Raw genomic sequence first — 17157 nt, 5'->3', positions numbered from 1 at the left:
GCTACCGGCGCGCTCCCGCCGGTGCTTCCGGGGTTGGAAACTTCAGCTTGCCTTGGGGAGCTGGGTTGAGCTTTCTATCCTCGGATAAGCCTTATAAGGTCTCGGAGAGCACTTCTTCTCGATGAAGAAGATTAAGCTCAAGCTTGCGAAGTTGAAGGATAAGCTTGTCACGTGGGATGCTCTAGCTAGCGGTTTCCCCCAGTTCTCTTCACTCATCGTCCCGCAGTCCATAGAGGCGCAGAAGCAGGTACACCGCAGCATGATAACTTACGCCGCCACCGCCTCTACAGAGGAGAAGCCCGCCTAGCGCGCTCAGCCCCCTGGCTTCCCGCTTCTCGAGACGCTAGGGCTGCGCAGCGGGGCCGCTCTCGACCTGAAGCAGCCGGAGATGGGTTCTGCGGCTCGCGCGCGTGCCGGCTCCCGCTCCGGCAACCTTTATGAGGAGGTTTCTCAGGGTTTCTGGCGGGAGGGGTTCGGGTTGCCTTCGGTGGGCTGCGGAGGGGTGGGTGCTTCCCGGGCTGGCGGCTCGGGTGGGGCTCGCGCCGTTCCCGCCAAAATGCTCTACGCTGCAGTGCTGCTGACGCTTATCGTGCTCGGCGGCGCTCTTCTCGCTTACAGGGGGGATCTGGTCCCGCCTCAAGCTGCTAGCGTCCTCGTCGCGGTGGCTTTGCTCTCGCTCTTCTTCCTCTACGCGTGCATCGCGGCAGCCTACTTCTCCCGCCGCAGGTCGGCTAGCTGCTGAGCCCCCGCAGAGGCTCCCGCGGGGAGCCGGGCCAGGGCTCCCCTACTCGGCACCGCCGCTCCCCCGGACCAGCTTGGCTTCGACGACCCCGTAGCCCGCAGTCCGGTTTCCGCCGACGTTGACAAGCTCGCCGAGCTTTAAGAGCCCGGTGACGAGCTTCCTCGCCTCCGGGGAGGCGCTCTTCTTGAAGGTGAGCCTAGCCCAGCCGACGAAGCCCGTGGGCGCCGGCTTGGAGGCCTGCACGCGCGGAGTCCGGATGTCGAGCCCGCTGATGTAGACGTGCTCCGCCAGCTCCTCGGGCTTCGGGAAGCCTCTCCCGGTGAGAGCGTGCGCCGAAGCGACAAGGTTGGCGAGCAGGTGGAGGGGGTCGGGGTAGAGGATCTTGTACTTCTGGTCCCCGCGGAGAGGGTTCAGGTAGGTGAGCGTCAGGAAGCGCAGGTCGACAGCGCTCGCGCCACCATCCCCCTGGTCCAGCACGCTGGCCGGGTCAACCACGCGGGCGGAAACCCCCTCCACCTTGAAGCTCAGCCCCTTCACCGAGAGCCCGGCAGCCCTCGGGAGAACCTCGGAGAAAAACCTCCTCGCCACCTCGTCGTCGAGCAGCGCCACCTCCAGGACGCCCGTGGCTCCCGGCTCGAAAACCACCCCAGCCTCCACCGGCGGCCTCCCCCTACCCCCGACCAGGCTGTAGCCCGACGAGAACCGGATCGGCTTCAGCGCGAAGAGCGCCCTACCGGCGCCGTGCAGCCTCTCGGCGAGCTCCCTGTCGGCTTGCGAGACCACGGAGAGGAAGGCTCCGCGGCTCTCGCTCCCGCAGAACCAGGGCAGCGAGCCGCCCCCAGTAGCACGCAGCACCAGCTCGACTTGAGTGATGGAAGCGGGCACCTACCTCCCCCCACTCTGCAGCTTCAGGAGGAGCCTGCCGAGAAGCGTCGCCGCGCACCCCTCCCGGGAAGCGCCGAAGGCCAGCTCGACAAGCCCGGAGGCCAGCCCCTCCAGGCTTCTCCCACCGAGCCAGAGCACTCTAGCCTCAACCTTCGGGCTAACCCCCTCCGCGAAGCCCCACACGCTCTCCACAACACCCTCAGCCCGCAAGTGCCGCGCTGAAGCCGCGACCGAGCAGGTCTCACCCCTCCAGGGCAGCCCCCTCCGGACAATCGGGCCGACCACCACCGTCGCCTCAAAGCCCAGCACCGCCAAAAATACTTTCCTCGCCGGCAAGCCCCTAGGGAGCACTAAGACCTCCAGCCCCTCCCCGTGGATCAACTCCTACAGCCGCGCGGACAACCCGCTTCAGCTCCAGGTACCGCCTCAAGCACTCTCCCAGCTGCGTACCCGGAATCCCCGGAAAGCCGTGAAAGATGACAAAATCAATCGATTATATCCGAGATATCCGAGGCAACCCGCCTCTTCAGCCCTTTCGCTACTGAGGAGTAGATAAAGCTTTACCGCTCAAAATAACGAAGAACTAAAAGTTTCGCTTCAACTTGTGTGACCCCAGTAGTGTGCTCTAGCTCGCTTACCTTCTCTTCAACCATGCGGTGTCGGCAGCAGCAGGGCTGCTCAGCCTTTCTGAAGCAGGGAGGGATGTAGTAATAAACATAGAAAGCTGTGCATACTTGGTTATCCACGCGTACTCACGCCTGGGGAGCATGAGTTTATGCTTCATAGCCGTTGCTGCGGTGAGGAGCCTTACGCCGTGGAGGAGCCGCCTTTTTCACTAGGATTATTAGCTTTCTAGCATCGTGTTTCGCGATGACGGGAAAGGTGGGCGTAGAGCTCGCTGGAAGCTTGGAGGAGCTGAAGAGCCTTATCGTCCTTTTTTCGAGTCTGCTCTGCGTTAACTTCTACTCATTGCTGGTTCGCGGTGGTGGGGCGTGTACGGTGATGTTCACAAGCGCTTAACAGAGCTGGCGGTGAGAGCACTTGCGAGCAGCGCGGACGGGCCAGCGGTCAGGCAGCTACTCGCGCGGGTGAAAACGCTCATACTTGCCTCCTCAGCTCCCGACGAGCTGCCGGAGTACGCTTACGAGCTAGATGAGGAGCTGAAAGCGAGGAAGGTTAGAGTGCCGCATCACACGTCTCCTAGCTCCCTGATACTGGGGAAGCTGGTGAAGGTGCGTGCAGCTGTGCTGAGGGGCAGGATTGGAAGCGGGGAGGTTAGGGAGCTGGGCTACGCGCTGCACTACCTGCAGGATCGGTGCGTCCCCCCGCCGAGCTTTGGAGAGCTGCACAGCTCGGTAGAGAGGAGGGTGCGCAGCGCGCTCGAGAAGCTCCTCGACAGCTGTCCCCTGGAGGCAGTCGAGGTGAGAGGGTACAGGCAGCTTTCGCGGCTTGTGAAGAGCCAGAGGCCCGCCAGCGACCCCTGTCTCTCCGTGAAGTGCGCGGCCACGCTGACCTACGCTGCACTCTACGCTGTTTTCGCTAACCCGGTGCGAGCGTACCCCGAGCTCATGGAGAGAGCTCACGCTATCAAAGAGCAGGTGCGCGGCTGGAGGGGTAAAGTCCACGCCGCGCTGTCTGCCGCTACGCTAGTGTTTAACGCTGTCGGGCTGCTCGCGCTGCTCCCCGCTGGCACTCCCCTCATCCCGGCGCCTGCCCTGATCCTCGCGCTCCTCCTTCCCTTCTCGGCAGCCGCCTGCATCCTGGTTCTGATCGCGGCTTTCGCGCGGTCGCGGACGACGGTGCTGCGGATGCTGTACGACGCCACGCGGGCGGAGCTCCTAGTCCCGAGCGGGGCCTTATCTTTTCTTCTCTTCGCGTCTCCGCAGACTCCTCCAGAGCTCCTACCCTTCCCCGCCTTCCTGCTTCTCGTGGAGACGCTGCCCCTGCTCTCGAGGGACTTCAGAGAGATCAGGGACGAAGTGCCTTGGTTCCTTTGGGATTAGCGGCAACACTTGCCGTAACTTTACTTATCATGTGGGCTACCGATTTAACCTCTTTGAATGAGAGGCTTTACGGTGCATACTTTTATTTACATTTTCCGGAGAGGAGTAACCCTGGGAAGGTGTGCGGCTCCGCCCGGGCGCCGTAGGGGAAAAGCGGGCTTTCCTCCTTCAGAGGTTTCGGCGGAGGGCCAGCAGTTTCCCTGAAGCCTCCTCCCGTTGCGTATCACTCAGCCAGCCCACCTAGGTCGCTAAAACTTGCAGAGATTGAGAGCGGGAAAACCCTAGCATTAAACCCAAGTAGAGAAGAGAAAAACATAAATAAAACCAAAACCAGCTAAAAACACCACCCAGCCCCGGTATCAGCGAAGAATGAGTTGAAAGATTGAGTCGTACATCAGCGCGTAGCCCCGGGCCCGCTGCTCGCCGTATCAGCGAAGAATGAGTTGAAAGCTAACGACTGCGTATGGAACCTCTTCCTTCAATGCCCTGGTATCAGCGAAGAATGAGTTGAAAGTAGATGTACCTGTACGCCTGCTCCAGCGTCCACTCGCCCGCTAGCCACCGCTTCGGTATCAGCGAAGAATGAGTTGAAAGAACTCTTCAAGGTGTTTTACGTAGTATGCGTATATGCCCGTATCAGCGAAGAATGAGTTGAAAGCCGAGAGCGCGGCGCTCTTCACTCCCAGGGAGTTCGCGTATCAGCGAAGAATGAGTTGAAAGCGTTACATAACAAAATGTTACATAACGTTACGTAACATGTATCAGCGAAGAATGAGTTGAAAGACGTCCGAGTTCACCACCACCGTCCTGGACGCGCTCCTGTACGTATCAGCGAAGAATGAGTTGAAAGATTACTTTTATCGAAGCGAACCTGGTCACCTTGTGGTTTGTATCAGCGAAGAATGAGTTGAAAGCGGCAGGATTTTAAGGAGGGTTACAAGAGCCGCAGCTGATTGTATCAGCGAAGAATGAGTTGAAAGAGGATCTTGGTCTGGTTTAAGGGGATTGAGAAAAAAATAGTATCAGCGAAGAATGAGTTGAAAGCCAGTCAGCTGACCCTGGGGCTGTGGCAGCTGGGTGGGTATCAGCGAAGAATGAGTTGAAAGACTTCGAGGACCTCGACCTTCTCAAGCTCCTCCCCAAGCTCTACAGGCTCCCCCTGTATCAGCGAAGAATGAGTTGAAAGAACAACATACTGCTGCTGAGCCCATTACAGGTGTGGCGTATCAGCGAAGAATGAGTTGAAAGCTTCCTCACCGTGGCGTTTCTCCGCGAAGCCCGCGAGGTCGGTATCAGCGAAGAATGAGTTGAAAGGTCCATGCCCTCGGGGTCGGGAAGTTAACATTCTCGACCCGTATCAGCGAAGAATGAGTTGAAAGCCACAGCTCTCATGAAGATGTAAGTGTCGTACATCTTCACCTCGTATCAGCGAAGAATGAGTTGAAAGACGTTTTTCAAAGCGTGGAACGGTACTTGTTCGGCGAAATGTATCAGCGAAGAATGAGTTGAAAGTCTTGAACGCTTCCACTCTAAGAAAAACGGGAATCTTTGTGTATCAGCGAAGAATGAGTTGAAAGACTCCCACGAGCACACATCAAAGGGTGGCGCCACTCTTACAGAGGCATCACCCCCTATGTATCAGCGAAGAATGAGTTGAAAGTTAAAAAACAATGTATTTTTCTCGGCCTCATCACTTATCAGGTATCAGCGAAGAATGAGTTGAAAGGGCTAGGGCCCGAGGGGCTGCGGAGGGAGCTCCCCGGCCTGTATCAGCGAAGAATGAGTTGAAAGGCGTTGTCGTTGCTGCTGGGCTCTCGTCTTGCGCTGGTAGGGGCTTCGGCTCTTCCTGCTTCTGGGCTGTGGGGTTTAAATCTGGGTTGGGTTGAGCCTTGGGGGGTGGCGCGGTTGGGGGGAGGGCTGCTGGGGGATGCTCTGGTGGTTTCCGTTGTGGCTGTGCTTGCTGTGTCGGCTTTAGCGTTGGTGTTCGTGCTTTTCCTTCCGGACCCTGTCCTGGCTTCCCGGGTGCTGAGCTTCGCTGTTGCTTTCGCGGCGCTCTTCGCTGGGGCTGCTAGCTTCCGCGTGATGGCTTTGAGGGGTGTGACGATGGACCCGCTTGCGGGGATTGCGCTGTTTCTCGCTTCGCTGGGCTTCTTCCTAGCCTTCCTGGGCTGGCTCCTGCGCGCGCTGGGGGTTGAGCTGGCTGCCGGCCCGCTGCCTCTCAGCAAGCTGCTCTGGTACTCTTCGGGCCTGGTGATCGCGCTCGCTCTCTACGAGCTGGGGCGCGCGGCTCGGCTCCTCGTGGGGCTTAAAGCCTGGGAGGCTGCAGTCGCGGTGGCGGTTCCCGCCGCTTTTTCTGCCCCGCTGTGCTTTCTCCTCGTGTGGGCTGGCGCGCCTCAGGCGAGGGTTGCGGAGACGCTGGCTTCAGCGGTCCTCGCCGCTCTCTCCCTCCTCGCTTTCCTGCCGGTCTACAGGGGGAGGCTTTCCCGGGGTTTAGGGCTCGCGGCTGCGGGTGCTGCGGTCTTCGCGGCCGCTGTCCCTCTAGGCTACCTGGTCGGGGGCGTGCCCGCGGTGACGGCTCTCTACGCTTTATCCTTCCTGGCGGCGGCAGCGGGGATCATCATCTACGGTGAGGAGAAGCCGCTCGTGCGCTAGCGGCTTTAAGCGGGTTGCGTCACCTTCTGGGCGGGGTCTTGAGCTCGGGGAACGCTGGCCTGGCTAGGGGTGCTCCCTCCTGGGTTTTGAGCCCCTCGCTGCTTGGGGGTAGGGTTTGGCTCAGCGTGGAGGATGGGCTCAGGGTGCTGGGTGTCAACGGCGCGAGGACTGCTGCGGTCGACGTGCAGGTGGGCTGCGAGTGCGAGGGGAGGGCGAGCGCCGCGGTCGAGGCGAGCATCCTATCCTCCTTCGCGGAGCCTCTGATGGCTGCGAGCCCGCTGCTGGACCTCGAGGTTTCCGAGAGGCTGGTGGTCAGGTTCCACGCGGGGCGGGCTTTCGCGGAGCTTTCTCTTCCGGCGGAGCGGGAGGAGGTTCCGCTCAGGAGCCTGCCCGAGCCGAGGCTCAGGGCGCCTGCCTACGGGGTTTTCGAGGAGGCTGAGAGGCAGTTGAGGAGGTTGAAGGGCTCGAGCGGTGTCCGCGTGAGGGTTAGAGCGGGGGAGGGCTTGCTCCTGGTTGAGCCTCCGCGCAGGCTCTTCAAGCTGGAGGGCGCGCCCGCCGAGCCCCTGGAGGTGAGGGTGCTCTTCGGAGACCTCGAGCAGGTTCTCGAAGTGTTCAGGGCGGCCGGCTTGAAGCCTCAAGCCCTCTGGCTGGGGAGCCGCGTCCTCGGCCTGGAAGCGGTAGCCGGAAAAGCGAGAGCGGTGGCTCTAGTGGCCGGGCAGGTTGAGTGAAGCTTCTCGCCGCCTGTCCTCCCAGGTGCCCGACCTCTCGGCGGGCCGGCGGCTAGGGTTTTCCGGCGGCTGCCCGCGCCACCGGGGGCTGCTCCTCTACGCGTACATGGTCGGGATCTCTAGGGGTTTTCGCTTCCTGGCGCTTCTCCTTCTCAGGACTTCCTGGACGATGGCTTTGAACTCTTCTGTCGAGACGAGCCCCTCTCGAGGGCTTCGTCGCAGCTTAGGCCTGTTCTCCGCTCGATTTCTCTGTCGATCTCTAGCCGGTCTTCGTGCGTGGTGAGCTCGTACAGGCCTAGCTGCTGGAGCATAAGGCGGACGAGCCTGCTCATACGCGGATGGAGTGCGCGCCCTCCTTAAATGCTTGTAGGCTTCCGCGGCCCCTCTGGCCCGGCTTTTCGGCGGGTGCTGCCTTTCTCCCCGCTTTGGCCGCTGGGGCGGGCTCAGCCGGCTTGTTTCGGGCTCGCTTACCTAACTTTAAGGTTTATTTCATCCAACTCTCGGATAGTTGATTGAAGTTAAGAGTTAGATTTTTATCAAGGGGGTGGGTTGACTATAGCGACCGAGCATGGAGCACGTTAGGATGCCTCTGCTGGGGGAGAAGGTTCCGAGCTTCAAGGCTAAGACGACCCACGGCGTCGTCAACTTCCCGGACGACTACAAGGGTAAGTGGATCGTGCTGTTCAGCCACCCTGCGGACTTCACGCCGGTCTGCACGACCGAGTTCGTGGCTTTCCAGAAGAGGTTCGAGGAGTTCGAGAAGCTTAACGTGCAGCTGGTGGGGCTGAGCATCGACCAGGTGTTCAGCCACATCAAGTGGGTTGAGTGGATTAAGGAGAAGCTGGGCGTGGAGATCAAGTTCCCGATCATAGCGGACGACACGGGGGAGATCGCGCGGAAGTACGGGATGATCCACCCCGGCAAAGGGACGAACACTGTGAGAGCGGTGTTCATCATCGACCCCGAGGGGGTGCTCAGGGCGGTGCTCTACTACCCGCAGGAGCTTGGGAGGAATATCGACGAGATTCTGAGAGCTGTTAGAGCGCTCCAGTTCAGCGACCAGCACAAGGTGGCTATGCCGGCGAACTGGCCCAACAACGAGCTGATCGGCAGCAAGGTTATCATCCCGCCCGCCACGGACGAGAAGACTGCGGCGGAGAGGCTCGAGAAGGCTAGGAGGAAGGAGATCGAGTGCTACGACTGGTGGTTCTGCTTCAAGGAGGTAAAGTGAGGCTGTAATCCCTCCTCTATTTTTTCCCTTTTTTCTCGCTCCAGTTTCTGAGCTGCGGGCGCCCTGCAGCTAACTGGGGTTCTGCAGGTGCGAGGGCTGGCTTGGGAAGGGGCTGCCATCACTTCTGCGGGCTCGGCTGGCCTCGCCGGGGGAACGCTTAAGTAGTAGAACCGGTTGTACTACTTGGTGTAACTTGTGGTTAGACTGAGGTTGAAGGTGGGGCCTAAGGGGCAGGTAGTGATCCCGAAGCTGCTGAGGGAGAAGTACAGGATAAGGGAGAACGACTACGTTCTCGTGGAGCTCCGGGAGGATGAGCTCGCCATAAGGAGGGCGGAGAGCCTGGAGGACGTGCTGAGGTGGCTGAGGGGGAGGGAGAGGCCCGGGAGGGAGGCTAGGCTCGGGGACTTGGCGGAGGTGGACCTGGAGGCGGAGTTCGCGTGAAGGTCCTGGTGGATGCGAGCCTCATCATCTACCTCAACGTGAGGCTGCCTCCGAGGGAGGCTGAGCTGGTCGAAGCGTTCTGGTCGAAGCTCGTCCAGGAGCACGACCTGTACACGAACGTGCTCGCGCTCGACGAAGCCCTTTACGTTTCGAGCAGGAAGTACGACGTGCCGTACGCGGCGACGCTGGAGCTTATCGAGAGGGTAGTGCTCCCCTTCGTCGAGGTGCTGCCTCTCGGGCTCGAGGAGTACCTCGCCTCCAGGAAGTACATCGCGAAGTACGGGCTCAAGCCGTCTGACGCTCTTCACGCTGCGACAGTGGAGGTGCACAACCTTCACGCGGTAGCGAGCGAAGACGCTGACTTCGATAGAGCCGGCATAGCTAGGCTCTGGGTAGCCAGCACGGGAGCATCCCGCGCGTAGAGAGCTTGAGCGCGCTGAGCGGAACGCTGGCCCGCGGGGCTCCAGGCTCTCTGCAGGCAAGTCTCTCCCGCGCGGGAGAAGCCCGGTGAGTGCTGAGAAGACCGGCTACCCGTTCCCTGGAGGGCTCCGGCTCTCTTCCCAGGGCACGCCGTAGTGTGCCGGAGCGTAGCTTCGCGCTGCGGTTGCGGGGCTGCGTCAGATTAAAAAATCTTTAATTCCGCTTGGTCGCGTGCCTCGCGGTAGGGGTTCGGCACGCAGCGGGCTGTACTTCTCCCTGGCTGCGCTCTACTCAGCGTACTTCCTGGTGTACTTCCACAGGACGTGCACTGGGGTTCTGCAGGACAAGCTGTGGGAGGCTGCCCGGCTGTCCGGCTGGGATCCCGCGCTCTTCGCCTCTCTAGCTTCGTCCGCCTACTTCTACACGTACGCTGCGATGCAGCTCCCTTCAGGCATCCTCGCAGACGCTCTCGGCGCGGGGAGGTACGTCGCGCTGGGCTCGGCGTTGATGGCGGCGGGCTCCGCTCTCTCCGCGCTGGGCAGGCCGGAGCTCCTCATCGCGGGCAGGCTTCTCGTGGGGTTCGGGGGAGCCTCCGTCTGGGTGTCTCTCCAGAGGGTGATCGGCACCAGGTTCGGGAAGGATCGGGGCGGCCTGCTCACCGGCTTAGCGCTCGCGGTGGGCGGGCTGGGCAGCTTGGCGGCTACGCTGCCTGCGAGGATCCTGGCCGACGCGGTGGGTTTGAGCGGCTTGTTCCTGGTTCTCGCAGCCCTCACGCCGGTGCCCGCGCTGGTAGCCTTGGCGACTGTGGACGATAGGGGGGTTGGCTCCGGGAGCCTGCGGAGAGGCCTTGGGGAGGCGGTGAAGCAGGTGCGCGTTGTCGCCAGGTCCCCCCACTCCATAGCTCTGGCTGTCGCGGCTTTCGGAACGTACTCAGCGCTGATAGCGTACCAGTCCTACTGGGGTTCGCGCTACCTCACGCAGTACTTCGGGCTGAGCCACCGGGAGGCTGCAGAGCTGCTGCTGCTCACATCCATCTCCTTCGCTGCAACAGTCCCCCTCGTCGGCTACTTCAGCGACTCGGTGCTGCACCGCCGCAAGCCGGTGCTCGTGGCGAGCTGTGCGCTCCACACGCTCCTCTGGGTTTGGAGCGCTGCCCTCGCCTCCAGCCGGAGCTCGGAGCTAGCCGCGCTTCACGCCGTAGCGGTAGGGGTGGTCACCGCGACGCACTCGGTGATCGCGCCGCTATCCAGGGAGGCTTTCAGCCCGGAGTTCTCGGGCACTACGCTCTCCTTCGTCAACACGCTCACTTTCGCGGCTATCGCTGCCTACCAGCTTGCAGGCTACGCTGTGCACGACCCCGCGCTGGTGATGCTAGCTTTCGCAGCGTTCAGCGCAGCCGCACTGCTCCTCTCGCCCTGGGTGCGCGAAACGCTTAGCCTGCGGGTGCTTGAGGCTCGAGCCGCGGAGCTGGCGGCTGCGCCAGCCGAGGGTCGGAGAGAAGGTTGAGGCGCGCGCTGCCCCGCTCCCAGCGCTCCAGCTTTCTCGGGGAGCTGTCACTTTCGACCTTTATTTATCGATAGAGTTAACCCCCACCGCGCGCGCTTTCCCCGTGTCGGCTATTGGCGCTGTGCTTGAGGATATCGGGCGCTTGCTCAGCGAGGTTGAGAAGCGTGTCGAAGCTCTCGCGAAGCCGATCTCCGGAGAGCCTTTCGGGAAGGTGGGCTTCGTCGACGGGAGCTACGCGATGGACGAGAGGAGGGGGGTGTACCTCCTGGTCCTCTCCGCCGCTTCGCTGGTCGTCGAGGGTGACAGGATGGAGGGGGTTCTCAAGGGGAGCAGGAGGCCGCACGTGCTGCTGCTGATCCCGAAGAGCTACGCCGAGTCGAGGGCGAGCCTCCTAATGTCTATTTTCGAGCTGCTCGGGGCTCTCGACCTGGTGGGGAGGGGTGTCGAGGCCGTCTTCCTCGACGGCAGCTACGTCTCCGAGATGATGGTCCCCTTCAGCCACGCCCGCGACGCTTACGAGAACTTCAGCGCAGCATCTAGGGTGGAGCCCGGCACCCTCGAGAAGTGGGGTGAAGCTTCGGCGAAGGCAGCCCTGGAGGCCGCTGGCGGGGAGCCTCTCCGCTCGCTCGCCAAGCTTCTGGACGACATCTCTCTCTGCCGCAGCGAGCTCTACGGGGAGCTCTGCGGCGAGAGCCCCGACTTGAAGTGCGTGAAGGAGGCGCTCGACTTCGCCGTAGTCTACTGCGAGACGACAGCTTACCTCGCGCTCCTCGACCACTTCCTAAGGGAGTGCGGGAGGAGGGGGGTGAAGCCCTTCTGGGTGGCGAAGGACGCAGAGAGCCGGTACATCGTCGAGCGGGAGGGGGTTCTCGGCTGGCTGAACGACCTCTCCCTCCTCGACTACGCGTGGAGGGGGTGGGAGTCGGCGTACACGCTTCTGAAAGGCGTGAAGATCCACAAGCCGAAGCCCTGCGCGGTCTGGGCTAAGCTCCTCGACAGGGTGTACGGGGAGTGGGGCGGCTACGGTGTCGGCTACTTCAAGCTCAGCAGGGCGGGGGCAGTCTCCCAGGTGACGTACCCGGGCTTCGTCCCGGAGGATGCTGTGCTCTCGGCTCTGGCGACCCTCCTCTTCCTGGCCGACAGGAGGGGCTACCCGAGGCCGCTCAGCTACGTCCACCACATCGCGGTGCTTAACCCCGAGTTCGCGAGGCTGCTGGCAGACGAGCTGTACAAGAGGCAGGCGAACCCAATCCTTAAGTCTATGCTCGCCCCCTCAGGCAGGGTTGCGGCGGGCTTGAGGTGAGGCGCGTGATCGAGGTTGGGAGGGTCGTCACGGTTTACGGCAGGAGCCTGGTGAGGTTCGCCGCGCTGGAGGACCGCGTGCACCTGCTGCTGAAGCCGGGCGCCTACGTGAAAGTGGAGTGCGGGCAGCGCTGGGCTTACGCGATGGTAGTCAGCTTCAACCTGCTGGACGAGCTCTACAGGAAGGGGAGGATCGTCGAGGAGCTGGAAGGCTACCCGGAGCTCAGGCCCGCGAGGAACGAGCTCATCGCGATGCTCGTAGGGCTCGAGGAGAACGGGTCAGTGCGCAGAGGCATCCCCGAGCTCCCGAAGCCCGGGCAGAAGGTCTACGCGGCGGACAGCGGGGACCTCGCCAGGATCGCGAGCGCTGGCGACATCGAGGTCGGGAGGCTGAGCTGCGACCCGAGCGTGCCGCTCGCGCTCAACCTCAACATGCTCTGCTCCAGGCACTTCGCAGTGCTGGCGATGACGGGTGCGGGTAAGTCGAACTCGGTCGCCGTGATCCTCTCCTCGATCCTCGAGAAGTACCCCTACTCGAGGGTTATCGTCCTGGACACTCACAGCGAGTACGTCCCCCTCGCGCGCAAGTACCAGAGCGTGAGGGTCGCCTCGCCAGCCGGGTGGACGGCGCGCCTGCTCGAAGCGAGGTACGGGCTCAAGCCGCTACCCCTCGAGGTACCCATCTGGACGCTGGGCTTCGAGGAGATTGCCGGGCTCCTGCGGCTCGACCCCTCGAGGGCGACGAAGCAGCTCATGTACCTGAGGGACGCCCTGCAGGAAGTTAGGCGGAAGCGGTACGAGCGGGCCGGCGCCGACGACATCGTGTACTTCGAGGCTGAAGAGCTCCTGGAGTCTCTCGAGAAGCGGGGGCGGGGCCGCTACGACCGCTCTCTCGACGACCTCGTCCTCAAGCTCGAGATCCTCCTCGACGACGCCGACCTCAGGTACGTCACGAGGCCTAGAGCGAGCAGGAAGGTTTACGAGAAAGTTGACGCGCCAGAGCCGAGGAAGAGCGTCGAAGCCTACGCGAAGATCTACGGCACGCTCCTGGAGCCAGGCCTCACCGTCATCGCGCTGGGCGGCCTACCCAGCGACGCCCAGGCGTCGACAGTAGCCACCATCCTGAAGTCTATGTGGAGGCTCATCACCGCGAGCGTCCTCTCGGGCTCGCCGCTCCCAACCCTCCTCGTCGTGGAGGAGGCGCACAACTACGCGCCGCAGGGCAGGTGGAGCCCGGCTCGGGAAATCCTCGAGCGCATCGCGAAAGAGGGGAGGAAGTTCGGCATCGGCTTGGGCGTAGTGAGCCAGAGGCCCAGGGAGCTCTCCCAGACCCTGCTAGCCCAGTGCGGTACGCTGATCGCGCTGAGGACGGCGAACCCCAGAGACCAGGAGTACATTCTCAGCAGCATGGAGGACGTGGTCGGCGAGATGGTGGAAGGCCTCTCGGGGCTCGCGACGGGCGAAGCCCTCGTCTCGGGCCCTGCCGCGCCGATACCCGCGGTCATCCGGTTCTACGACTTCCAGGCTAGGCACGGCATCGCGCTCGGGGGTAAAGACCTGGACTGGGCTAGCGAGTGGAGCCAGCCTCCGAAGCCGGTGGAGCTGACCCCCTACCTCACCCGCGAGCTCGAGGAGGAAGTGGAGGAGGGGGAAGCTGCAGCGGGGAGGAGCCGCCCGCTCGAAGAGTTCTTCTAGCGCCATCGCCGCCGGCCTCCCGGGTAGATACGCTTATCTAGGGAATCCTGCGCTTTAAGCTCAGTGGCTACCGGTGCTCATCCGTTTTAGGCGGAGGCCGCTCGACCCCCTCGAGCTGCTGGTCGAGCTCTCCGTCGAGATCGAGACAAGCCTGGTGAAGAGCGAGTGGGGCCTTCTAGGGCGCGGGAAACCTGAAGAAGTTAGGGAGAAGCTTGTAGAGCTCGCGGAAGAGCTTTTCGCCGCGATGGAGGAGGGCAAGCTGTCGGAAAGCTACGCGAAAGAGCTTAGAGCCCGGTTAAGGAGCGTTGTCGCGGGCTAGGCGGGATCGGGGGCAGCAGGCCCTGGGAGGGGATCCTCCGCGTACAGAACCCTTAAACAGGCGGGGCTTCACGAGCTCCCATGGTAGAGGTCCCGGGAGCGGTTGAGGCTACCGGGGGGAAGCGTGCGAGCTGCTGCTCACCTACTCTTCCTCAACAGGTAGGGTAGCAGCACGGCGAGGAGTAAAGCTAGGAGAGCGAAAAGCAAGATGGAAGCTATGAGTCCTGGTAGTGCTCTGGGTGCTCCGTAGGCTGGCCACCAGCCGCACATCGGGCAGTGCCAAGGCATCCAGTACGGAGTGAAGAAGGCTGGGAGAGCCCAGAAGGCGAGGAGAAGCAGGATTGCCGCGGCGAGAGCTACCAGCACCACTACTGTGGGGGCCGGAGAGGCTCGCCGCGCTTCCGGCTTGAGGGGGTACCCGCAGTTGGGGCAGTAGTTGTCAGTTTCACGTACTTCGCTCCCGCAGTTAGGGCACTTCATATTTATCGTTGGCATTTATGACATAGTCATTATTAAGCATTCCGGTAGTCTAGCGCTTCCTGAGTTTAAAAATCCTTATATAGGCTAGAGGCCTCCTTTTCCTGAAAAGGAGTGAAAGAAACCTGCTGCCCGAAAGCGAGGGAGGCGGTCGCACTATGCCTCGCCCTTCTAGTGGCACTACCGCTGAGCTGGAGCCCCCAGGTCTACGCGCAGGTAGACTACGAGAGCATAGCGGTTTTGCTGAACAATGTTAAGCAGGTCAGGTACCGCTACGCGGATAGCGACGGTAACTCCGGAGAGATAGGCTTCCAGGTCCTCGGGGAGGAGACCGTGCAGGGAGAGGCTGCGTGGAAGGTTAAGCTTGAAGTCTACCCGAGGGGTAAGGAGGCGACGGTCGCAACCCTATGGATCTCGAAATCCACTAGCAGGTGCTTGCAGGTAGAGCTCAAGGGGGAGGTCTACACTGGCCCGGTTGCCGAGATGTTCTGGAGCCAGCTTCTAGTTATCTGGGCGACTTTCATCGGCACTCACACAAAGACTTGGGAGTTCGCTGTGCTCTACAACCTCGCGGAGGGCGGTTACGGGAGGATTACCTTCCTCGGGTCTGAGCTCAGGGCGGTGGGCCCCACTCTGCTTCTAGTCTACAAGTGGAGGTGGGAGGGGTACTCTAGCGCGCCTGAAGCGTTTAGGGGGGTCGCCGAGTACTGGTTCGCCCCCGCGAGCTTCGGCACTATCGTGGTGAAGCTGTACCTCGAGAGCTCTGACCGCCAGAAGTGGCTTGACATCGAGCTCTTATCGATCGAGCTGGTGCGCCCCCAGCCGAGGCCGAACATCGTGATCGCTGACGTGAGGTATAAGGAGCGGGTGGCGCCGGGCGAGGAGGATCCGGTCACAGTCGTGGTTTCCAACACGGGCGACGCTATCGGTGCCCACAACTTGACGATTACTGTGAACGAAAAAGTCGAGAAGAGCTTCTTAGTTGTTCTGAACCCCGGCGAGAGGAAGAGCCTGAACTACACGCTGTCTTTCACAGCGGAGGGCACGTACACCGTGAAAGTCGACGGCATAACATTCACCATCACGGTTTCGAGGATCCTGCCGGCGAGGTTCGAGGTCAGCAATCTGAGAATAAGCCCCAGCTCCGTAAAGGTGGGAGACCACTCGACGATCTCGGTTGACATCAAGAACACTGGCGCGCAGCCCGGCACGCACGAGGTCATGCTGAAAGTCAACAGCCAGGTTATCGAATCTAAGACTGTCGCGCTAGACCCAGGCGAGTCGACCACGGTGAGCTTCTCGTACGCTCCGAGTAGGGAAGGCACGTATACCATTGAAGTTGACGGCCTAACCGGGTTCTTGGTAGTGGGCAGAGCGGGTGAAGGAGTACCGGGAGGCCCAGCTCCACAAGCCCCGGCGGAGACAGGAGTCCCGTGGCTCATCATAATCATATAGTAGTAATGGTAGTACTACTGATCGCGGCCTTGGCAGTGGCGAGGCAGAGGAAGCTCGCAGCCCGCCGCTAGCCCCGCCTCCACCCCTCAAGCAGCTCATTTTTTCTCCCTCATTCTTTCACTACTTGAAGCGGTGTTCAGGCTTGCGCACCCCTCAGCTGCTAGGCCAAGCTTCTCCAACTTCAGGTGTAGAGCGTCGAGCTCCCGCATCTCAACCCACTCCTCCAGCCCCGGGCTCGCGCCACCCTCGCTGCCCGCTCCACGTCACCCCGTGATCGCGAAGGCCGGTATACTGCGAGCCAGCTACTCCTCAGCCTCGCGAGCACCGCTCTCCTCGAAGCGTTGAAAACCACGCTTACCGGTTTCAGCTTCGCTTAGTGCCTGGCAGCTGCGGGGATCTGATGAAGAGGAGCCCGGGAGCGGTGAAGCCTGCTTGAGGCTTTTAGCCTACAAGTAGGTGCGGAAGCCTTATAAGGTTCGAGACCGCGGGAGAGCGGTCTTCTTGCTCGACAGGGAGGAGTTTGAAAGGTGGTTTAGAACCGCCAAGAAGAGTCTCGAGTCCGCCGAGGGGGATGCGGAGAGAGGCGACTACAACTGGGCCTGCTTCAAGTCCCACCAGGCGGCCGAGCTCTCTGTAAAGGCTCTGCTGCACGGCCTCGGCTTGCACGCCTACGGTCACAGCGTCGCGAGGCTGCTCAGGGAAGCTTCGAACAGAGGCTTAAGCGTCCCGGGCGAGCTGGTGGACTGCGCTAGGGAGCTAGATAAGCTGTACATCCCTACAAGGTACCCTAACGCGTGGGCTGAAGGGGCGCCCTTCGAGTACTACACCGCAGACGATGCTGCTAAAGCTATTAGTGCGTCGAAACGTATTCTGGAGTGGGTCGAAGATACGTGGAGGTCGTTAGAAGGAGAGCTGCGGAGAGGAGGAGAGTAGTGGAGGAAGCCAGGAGGTGGGCTTCGAGCCTGAGCTTCAAAGCTACAGCTATCCTGGTAGGCTCTTACGCTAGAGGCGACTTCAACAAGTGGAGCGATGTCGATGTTCTCTTAATAACCGGAGAGCTCGGAGGCGGCCCCCTGGAGAGGCTGAGGAAGGTAGAAGCCCCGCCGGGCTACGAGGTTATAGTGTGGACTCCGGAGGAGTTCGCGCTCCTGCTGAAGAAAGGCAACCCTCTGGCCCTCGAAGCAGCCCGCAGCGGTGTCTTCCTGAGAGACGACTACGGCTTATCCAGCTCCCCAGAGCTCAGGGCTCGCAGCGAGTCGCCCGGCTCTGGCTCTGCGAGAAGGGTCCGTAGCGAGGCCTAGC

The 17157-nt window shown here is 61.7% G+C and carries 20 protein-coding genes and 1 CRISPR repeat array; of the genes, 16 read left to right on the top strand and 4 right to left on the bottom strand.

Annotation, left to right across the window (positions count from 1 at the left end; genetic code table 11):
- Positions 1–121: 121 nt before the first annotated feature.
- A complete protein-coding gene (locus QXU72_04585) occupies positions 122–307 on the top strand; it encodes a hypothetical protein (GenBank protein MEM0494536.1) in 186 nt (61 codons plus the stop codon).
- Positions 308–502: 195 nt separating this feature from the next.
- Entirely contained in the window at positions 503–742 is a 240-nt protein-coding gene (locus tag QXU72_04580) for a hypothetical protein (protein ID MEM0494535.1), read from the top strand.
- 42 nt (positions 743–784) lie between these two features.
- On the opposite strand, the gene cas6 is transcribed toward QXU72_04580, so the two are convergent.
- Together cas6 and QXU72_04570 are read right to left on the bottom strand one after the other, a co-directional pair.
- Entirely contained in the window at positions 785–1627 is an 843-nt protein-coding gene (cas6, locus tag QXU72_04575; GenBank protein ID MEM0494534.1) for a CRISPR system precrRNA processing endoribonuclease RAMP protein Cas6, read from the bottom strand.
- A complete protein-coding gene (locus QXU72_04570) occupies positions 1628–2008 on the bottom strand; it encodes a hypothetical protein (GenBank protein MEM0494533.1) in 381 nt (126 codons plus the stop codon).
- Between the two features lie 489 nt (positions 2009–2497).
- Here QXU72_04570 and QXU72_04565 point away from each other — a divergent pair, with 489 nt between their 5' ends.
- From QXU72_04565 to QXU72_04550, 4 genes are all read left to right on the top strand, one after another.
- Positions 2498–2647 (top strand): hypothetical protein, encoded by a 150-nt coding sequence (locus tag QXU72_04565; protein MEM0494532.1) that lies wholly within the window; start codon positions 2498–2500, stop codon positions 2645–2647.
- On the top strand, positions 2620–3630 hold the full coding sequence (locus QXU72_04560) for a hypothetical protein (GenBank protein MEM0494531.1): 1011 nt from the start codon (positions 2620–2622) through the stop codon (positions 3628–3630). Before QXU72_04565 ends, QXU72_04560 begins: the two co-directional genes overlap by 28 nt.
- Positions 3631–3986: 356 nt before the next feature.
- A CRISPR array of direct repeats spans positions 3987–5421; the repeat unit is 25 nt; unit sequence GTATCAGCGAAGAATGAGTTGAAAG.
- A 114-nt stretch (positions 5422–5535) separates the two neighbouring features.
- A complete protein-coding gene (locus QXU72_04555) occupies positions 5536–6282 on the top strand; it encodes a hypothetical protein (GenBank protein ID MEM0494530.1) in 747 nt (248 codons plus the stop codon).
- Positions 6283–6320: 38 nt separating this feature from the next.
- Positions 6321–7010 carry a hypothetical protein gene (locus QXU72_04550; protein ID MEM0494529.1) on the top strand — a complete coding sequence of 230 codons (690 nt, stop codon included), beginning with the start codon at positions 6321–6323 and terminating at the stop codon, positions 7008–7010.
- A 152-nt stretch (positions 7011–7162) separates the two neighbouring features.
- On the opposite strand, the gene QXU72_04545 is transcribed toward QXU72_04550, so the two are convergent.
- Complete coding sequence (locus QXU72_04545) at positions 7163–7342, bottom strand: hypothetical protein (protein MEM0494528.1); 180 nt, start codon at positions 7340–7342, stop codon at positions 7163–7165.
- 236 nt (positions 7343–7578) lie between these two features.
- Here QXU72_04545 and QXU72_04540 point away from each other — a divergent pair, with 236 nt between their 5' ends.
- The 7 genes from QXU72_04540 (at position 7579) to QXU72_04510 (ending at position 13924) form a co-directional block, all read left to right on the top strand.
- Positions 7579–8241 carry a peroxiredoxin gene (locus tag QXU72_04540; GenBank protein MEM0494527.1) on the top strand — a complete coding sequence of 221 codons (663 nt, stop codon included), beginning with the start codon at positions 7579–7581 and terminating at the stop codon, positions 8239–8241.
- Positions 8242–8436: 195 nt separating this feature from the next.
- Entirely contained in the window at positions 8437–8682 is a 246-nt protein-coding gene (locus QXU72_04535; protein ID MEM0494526.1) for an AbrB/MazE/SpoVT family DNA-binding domain-containing protein, read from the top strand.
- A complete protein-coding gene (locus QXU72_04530; protein ID MEM0494525.1) occupies positions 8679–9104 on the top strand; it encodes a type II toxin-antitoxin system VapC family toxin in 426 nt (141 codons plus the stop codon). Before QXU72_04535 ends, QXU72_04530 begins: the two co-directional genes overlap by 4 nt.
- A 229-nt stretch (positions 9105–9333) precedes the next feature.
- Positions 9334–10608: an MFS transporter gene (locus QXU72_04525; GenBank protein MEM0494524.1), complete on the top strand. Its 1275-nt coding sequence runs from the start codon at positions 9334–9336 to the stop codon at positions 10606–10608.
- A 103-nt stretch (positions 10609–10711) separates the two neighbouring features.
- Positions 10712–11911 (top strand): DNA double-strand break repair nuclease NurA, encoded by a 1200-nt coding sequence (locus tag QXU72_04520; protein ID MEM0494523.1) that lies wholly within the window; start codon positions 10712–10714, stop codon positions 11909–11911.
- A gap of 5 nt (positions 11912–11916) precedes the next feature.
- Positions 11917–13605, top strand: a complete 1689-nt coding sequence (locus QXU72_04515) for an ATP-binding protein (GenBank protein ID MEM0494522.1) — start codon at positions 11917–11919, stop codon at positions 13603–13605.
- 73 nt (positions 13606–13678) lie between these two features.
- Positions 13679–13924 carry a hypothetical protein gene (locus tag QXU72_04510; GenBank protein MEM0494521.1) on the top strand — a complete coding sequence of 82 codons (246 nt, stop codon included), beginning with the start codon at positions 13679–13681 and terminating at the stop codon, positions 13922–13924.
- Between the two features lie 137 nt (positions 13925–14061).
- On the opposite strand, the gene QXU72_04505 is transcribed toward QXU72_04510, so the two are convergent.
- Positions 14062–14403: a zinc ribbon domain-containing protein gene (locus QXU72_04505; protein ID MEM0494520.1), complete on the bottom strand. Its 342-nt coding sequence runs from the start codon at positions 14401–14403 to the stop codon at positions 14062–14064.
- A gap of 111 nt (positions 14404–14514) precedes the next feature.
- Between QXU72_04505 and QXU72_04500 the strand changes: the two genes are divergently transcribed.
- From QXU72_04500 to QXU72_04490, 3 genes are all read left to right on the top strand, one after another.
- Positions 14515–15855, top strand: coding sequence for a CARDB domain-containing protein (locus QXU72_04500; protein ID MEM0494519.1), 1341 nt, complete (start codon positions 14515–14517; stop codon positions 15853–15855).
- Positions 15856–16311: 456 nt separating this feature from the next.
- Positions 16312–16788 (top strand): HEPN domain-containing protein, encoded by a 477-nt coding sequence (locus QXU72_04495; protein MEM0494518.1) that lies wholly within the window; start codon positions 16312–16314, stop codon positions 16786–16788.
- On the top strand, positions 16746–17156 hold the full coding sequence (locus QXU72_04490; protein MEM0494517.1) for a nucleotidyltransferase domain-containing protein: 411 nt from the start codon (positions 16746–16748) through the stop codon (positions 17154–17156). The genes QXU72_04495 and QXU72_04490 overlap by 43 nt, the downstream gene beginning before the upstream one ends.
- The last annotated feature ends 1 nt before the right edge of the window (position 17157 follow it).

The sequence above is a fragment of the Thermofilum sp. genome, from assembly GCA_038741495.1.
Classification (GTDB): Archaea; Thermoproteota; Thermoprotei; order Thermofilales; family Thermofilaceae; genus Thermofilum.
This window is presented reverse-complemented; position numbering and strand designations above follow the sequence as displayed.

What these genes read in the sequence shown, in the direction of transcription:
- QXU72_04585 (MEM0494536.1), top strand. Translation starts at nt 122, where the DNA reads ATGAAGAAGATTAAGCTCAAGCTTGCGAAGTTGAAGGATAAGCTTGTC.
- QXU72_04565 (MEM0494532.1), top strand. Translation starts at nt 2,498, where the DNA reads ATGACGGGAAAGGTGGGCGTAGAGCTCGCTGGAAGCTTGGAGGAGCTG.
- QXU72_04545 (MEM0494528.1), bottom strand. Translation starts at nt 7,342, where the DNA reads ATGAGCAGGCTCGTCCGCCTTATGCTCCAGCAGCTAGGCCTGTACGAG.
- QXU72_04540 (MEM0494527.1), top strand. Translation starts at nt 7,579, where the DNA reads ATGGAGCACGTTAGGATGCCTCTGCTGGGGGAGAAGGTTCCGAGCTTC.
- QXU72_04505 (MEM0494520.1), bottom strand. Translation starts at nt 14,403, where the DNA reads ATGAAGTGCCCTAACTGCGGGAGCGAAGTACGTGAAACTGACAACTAC.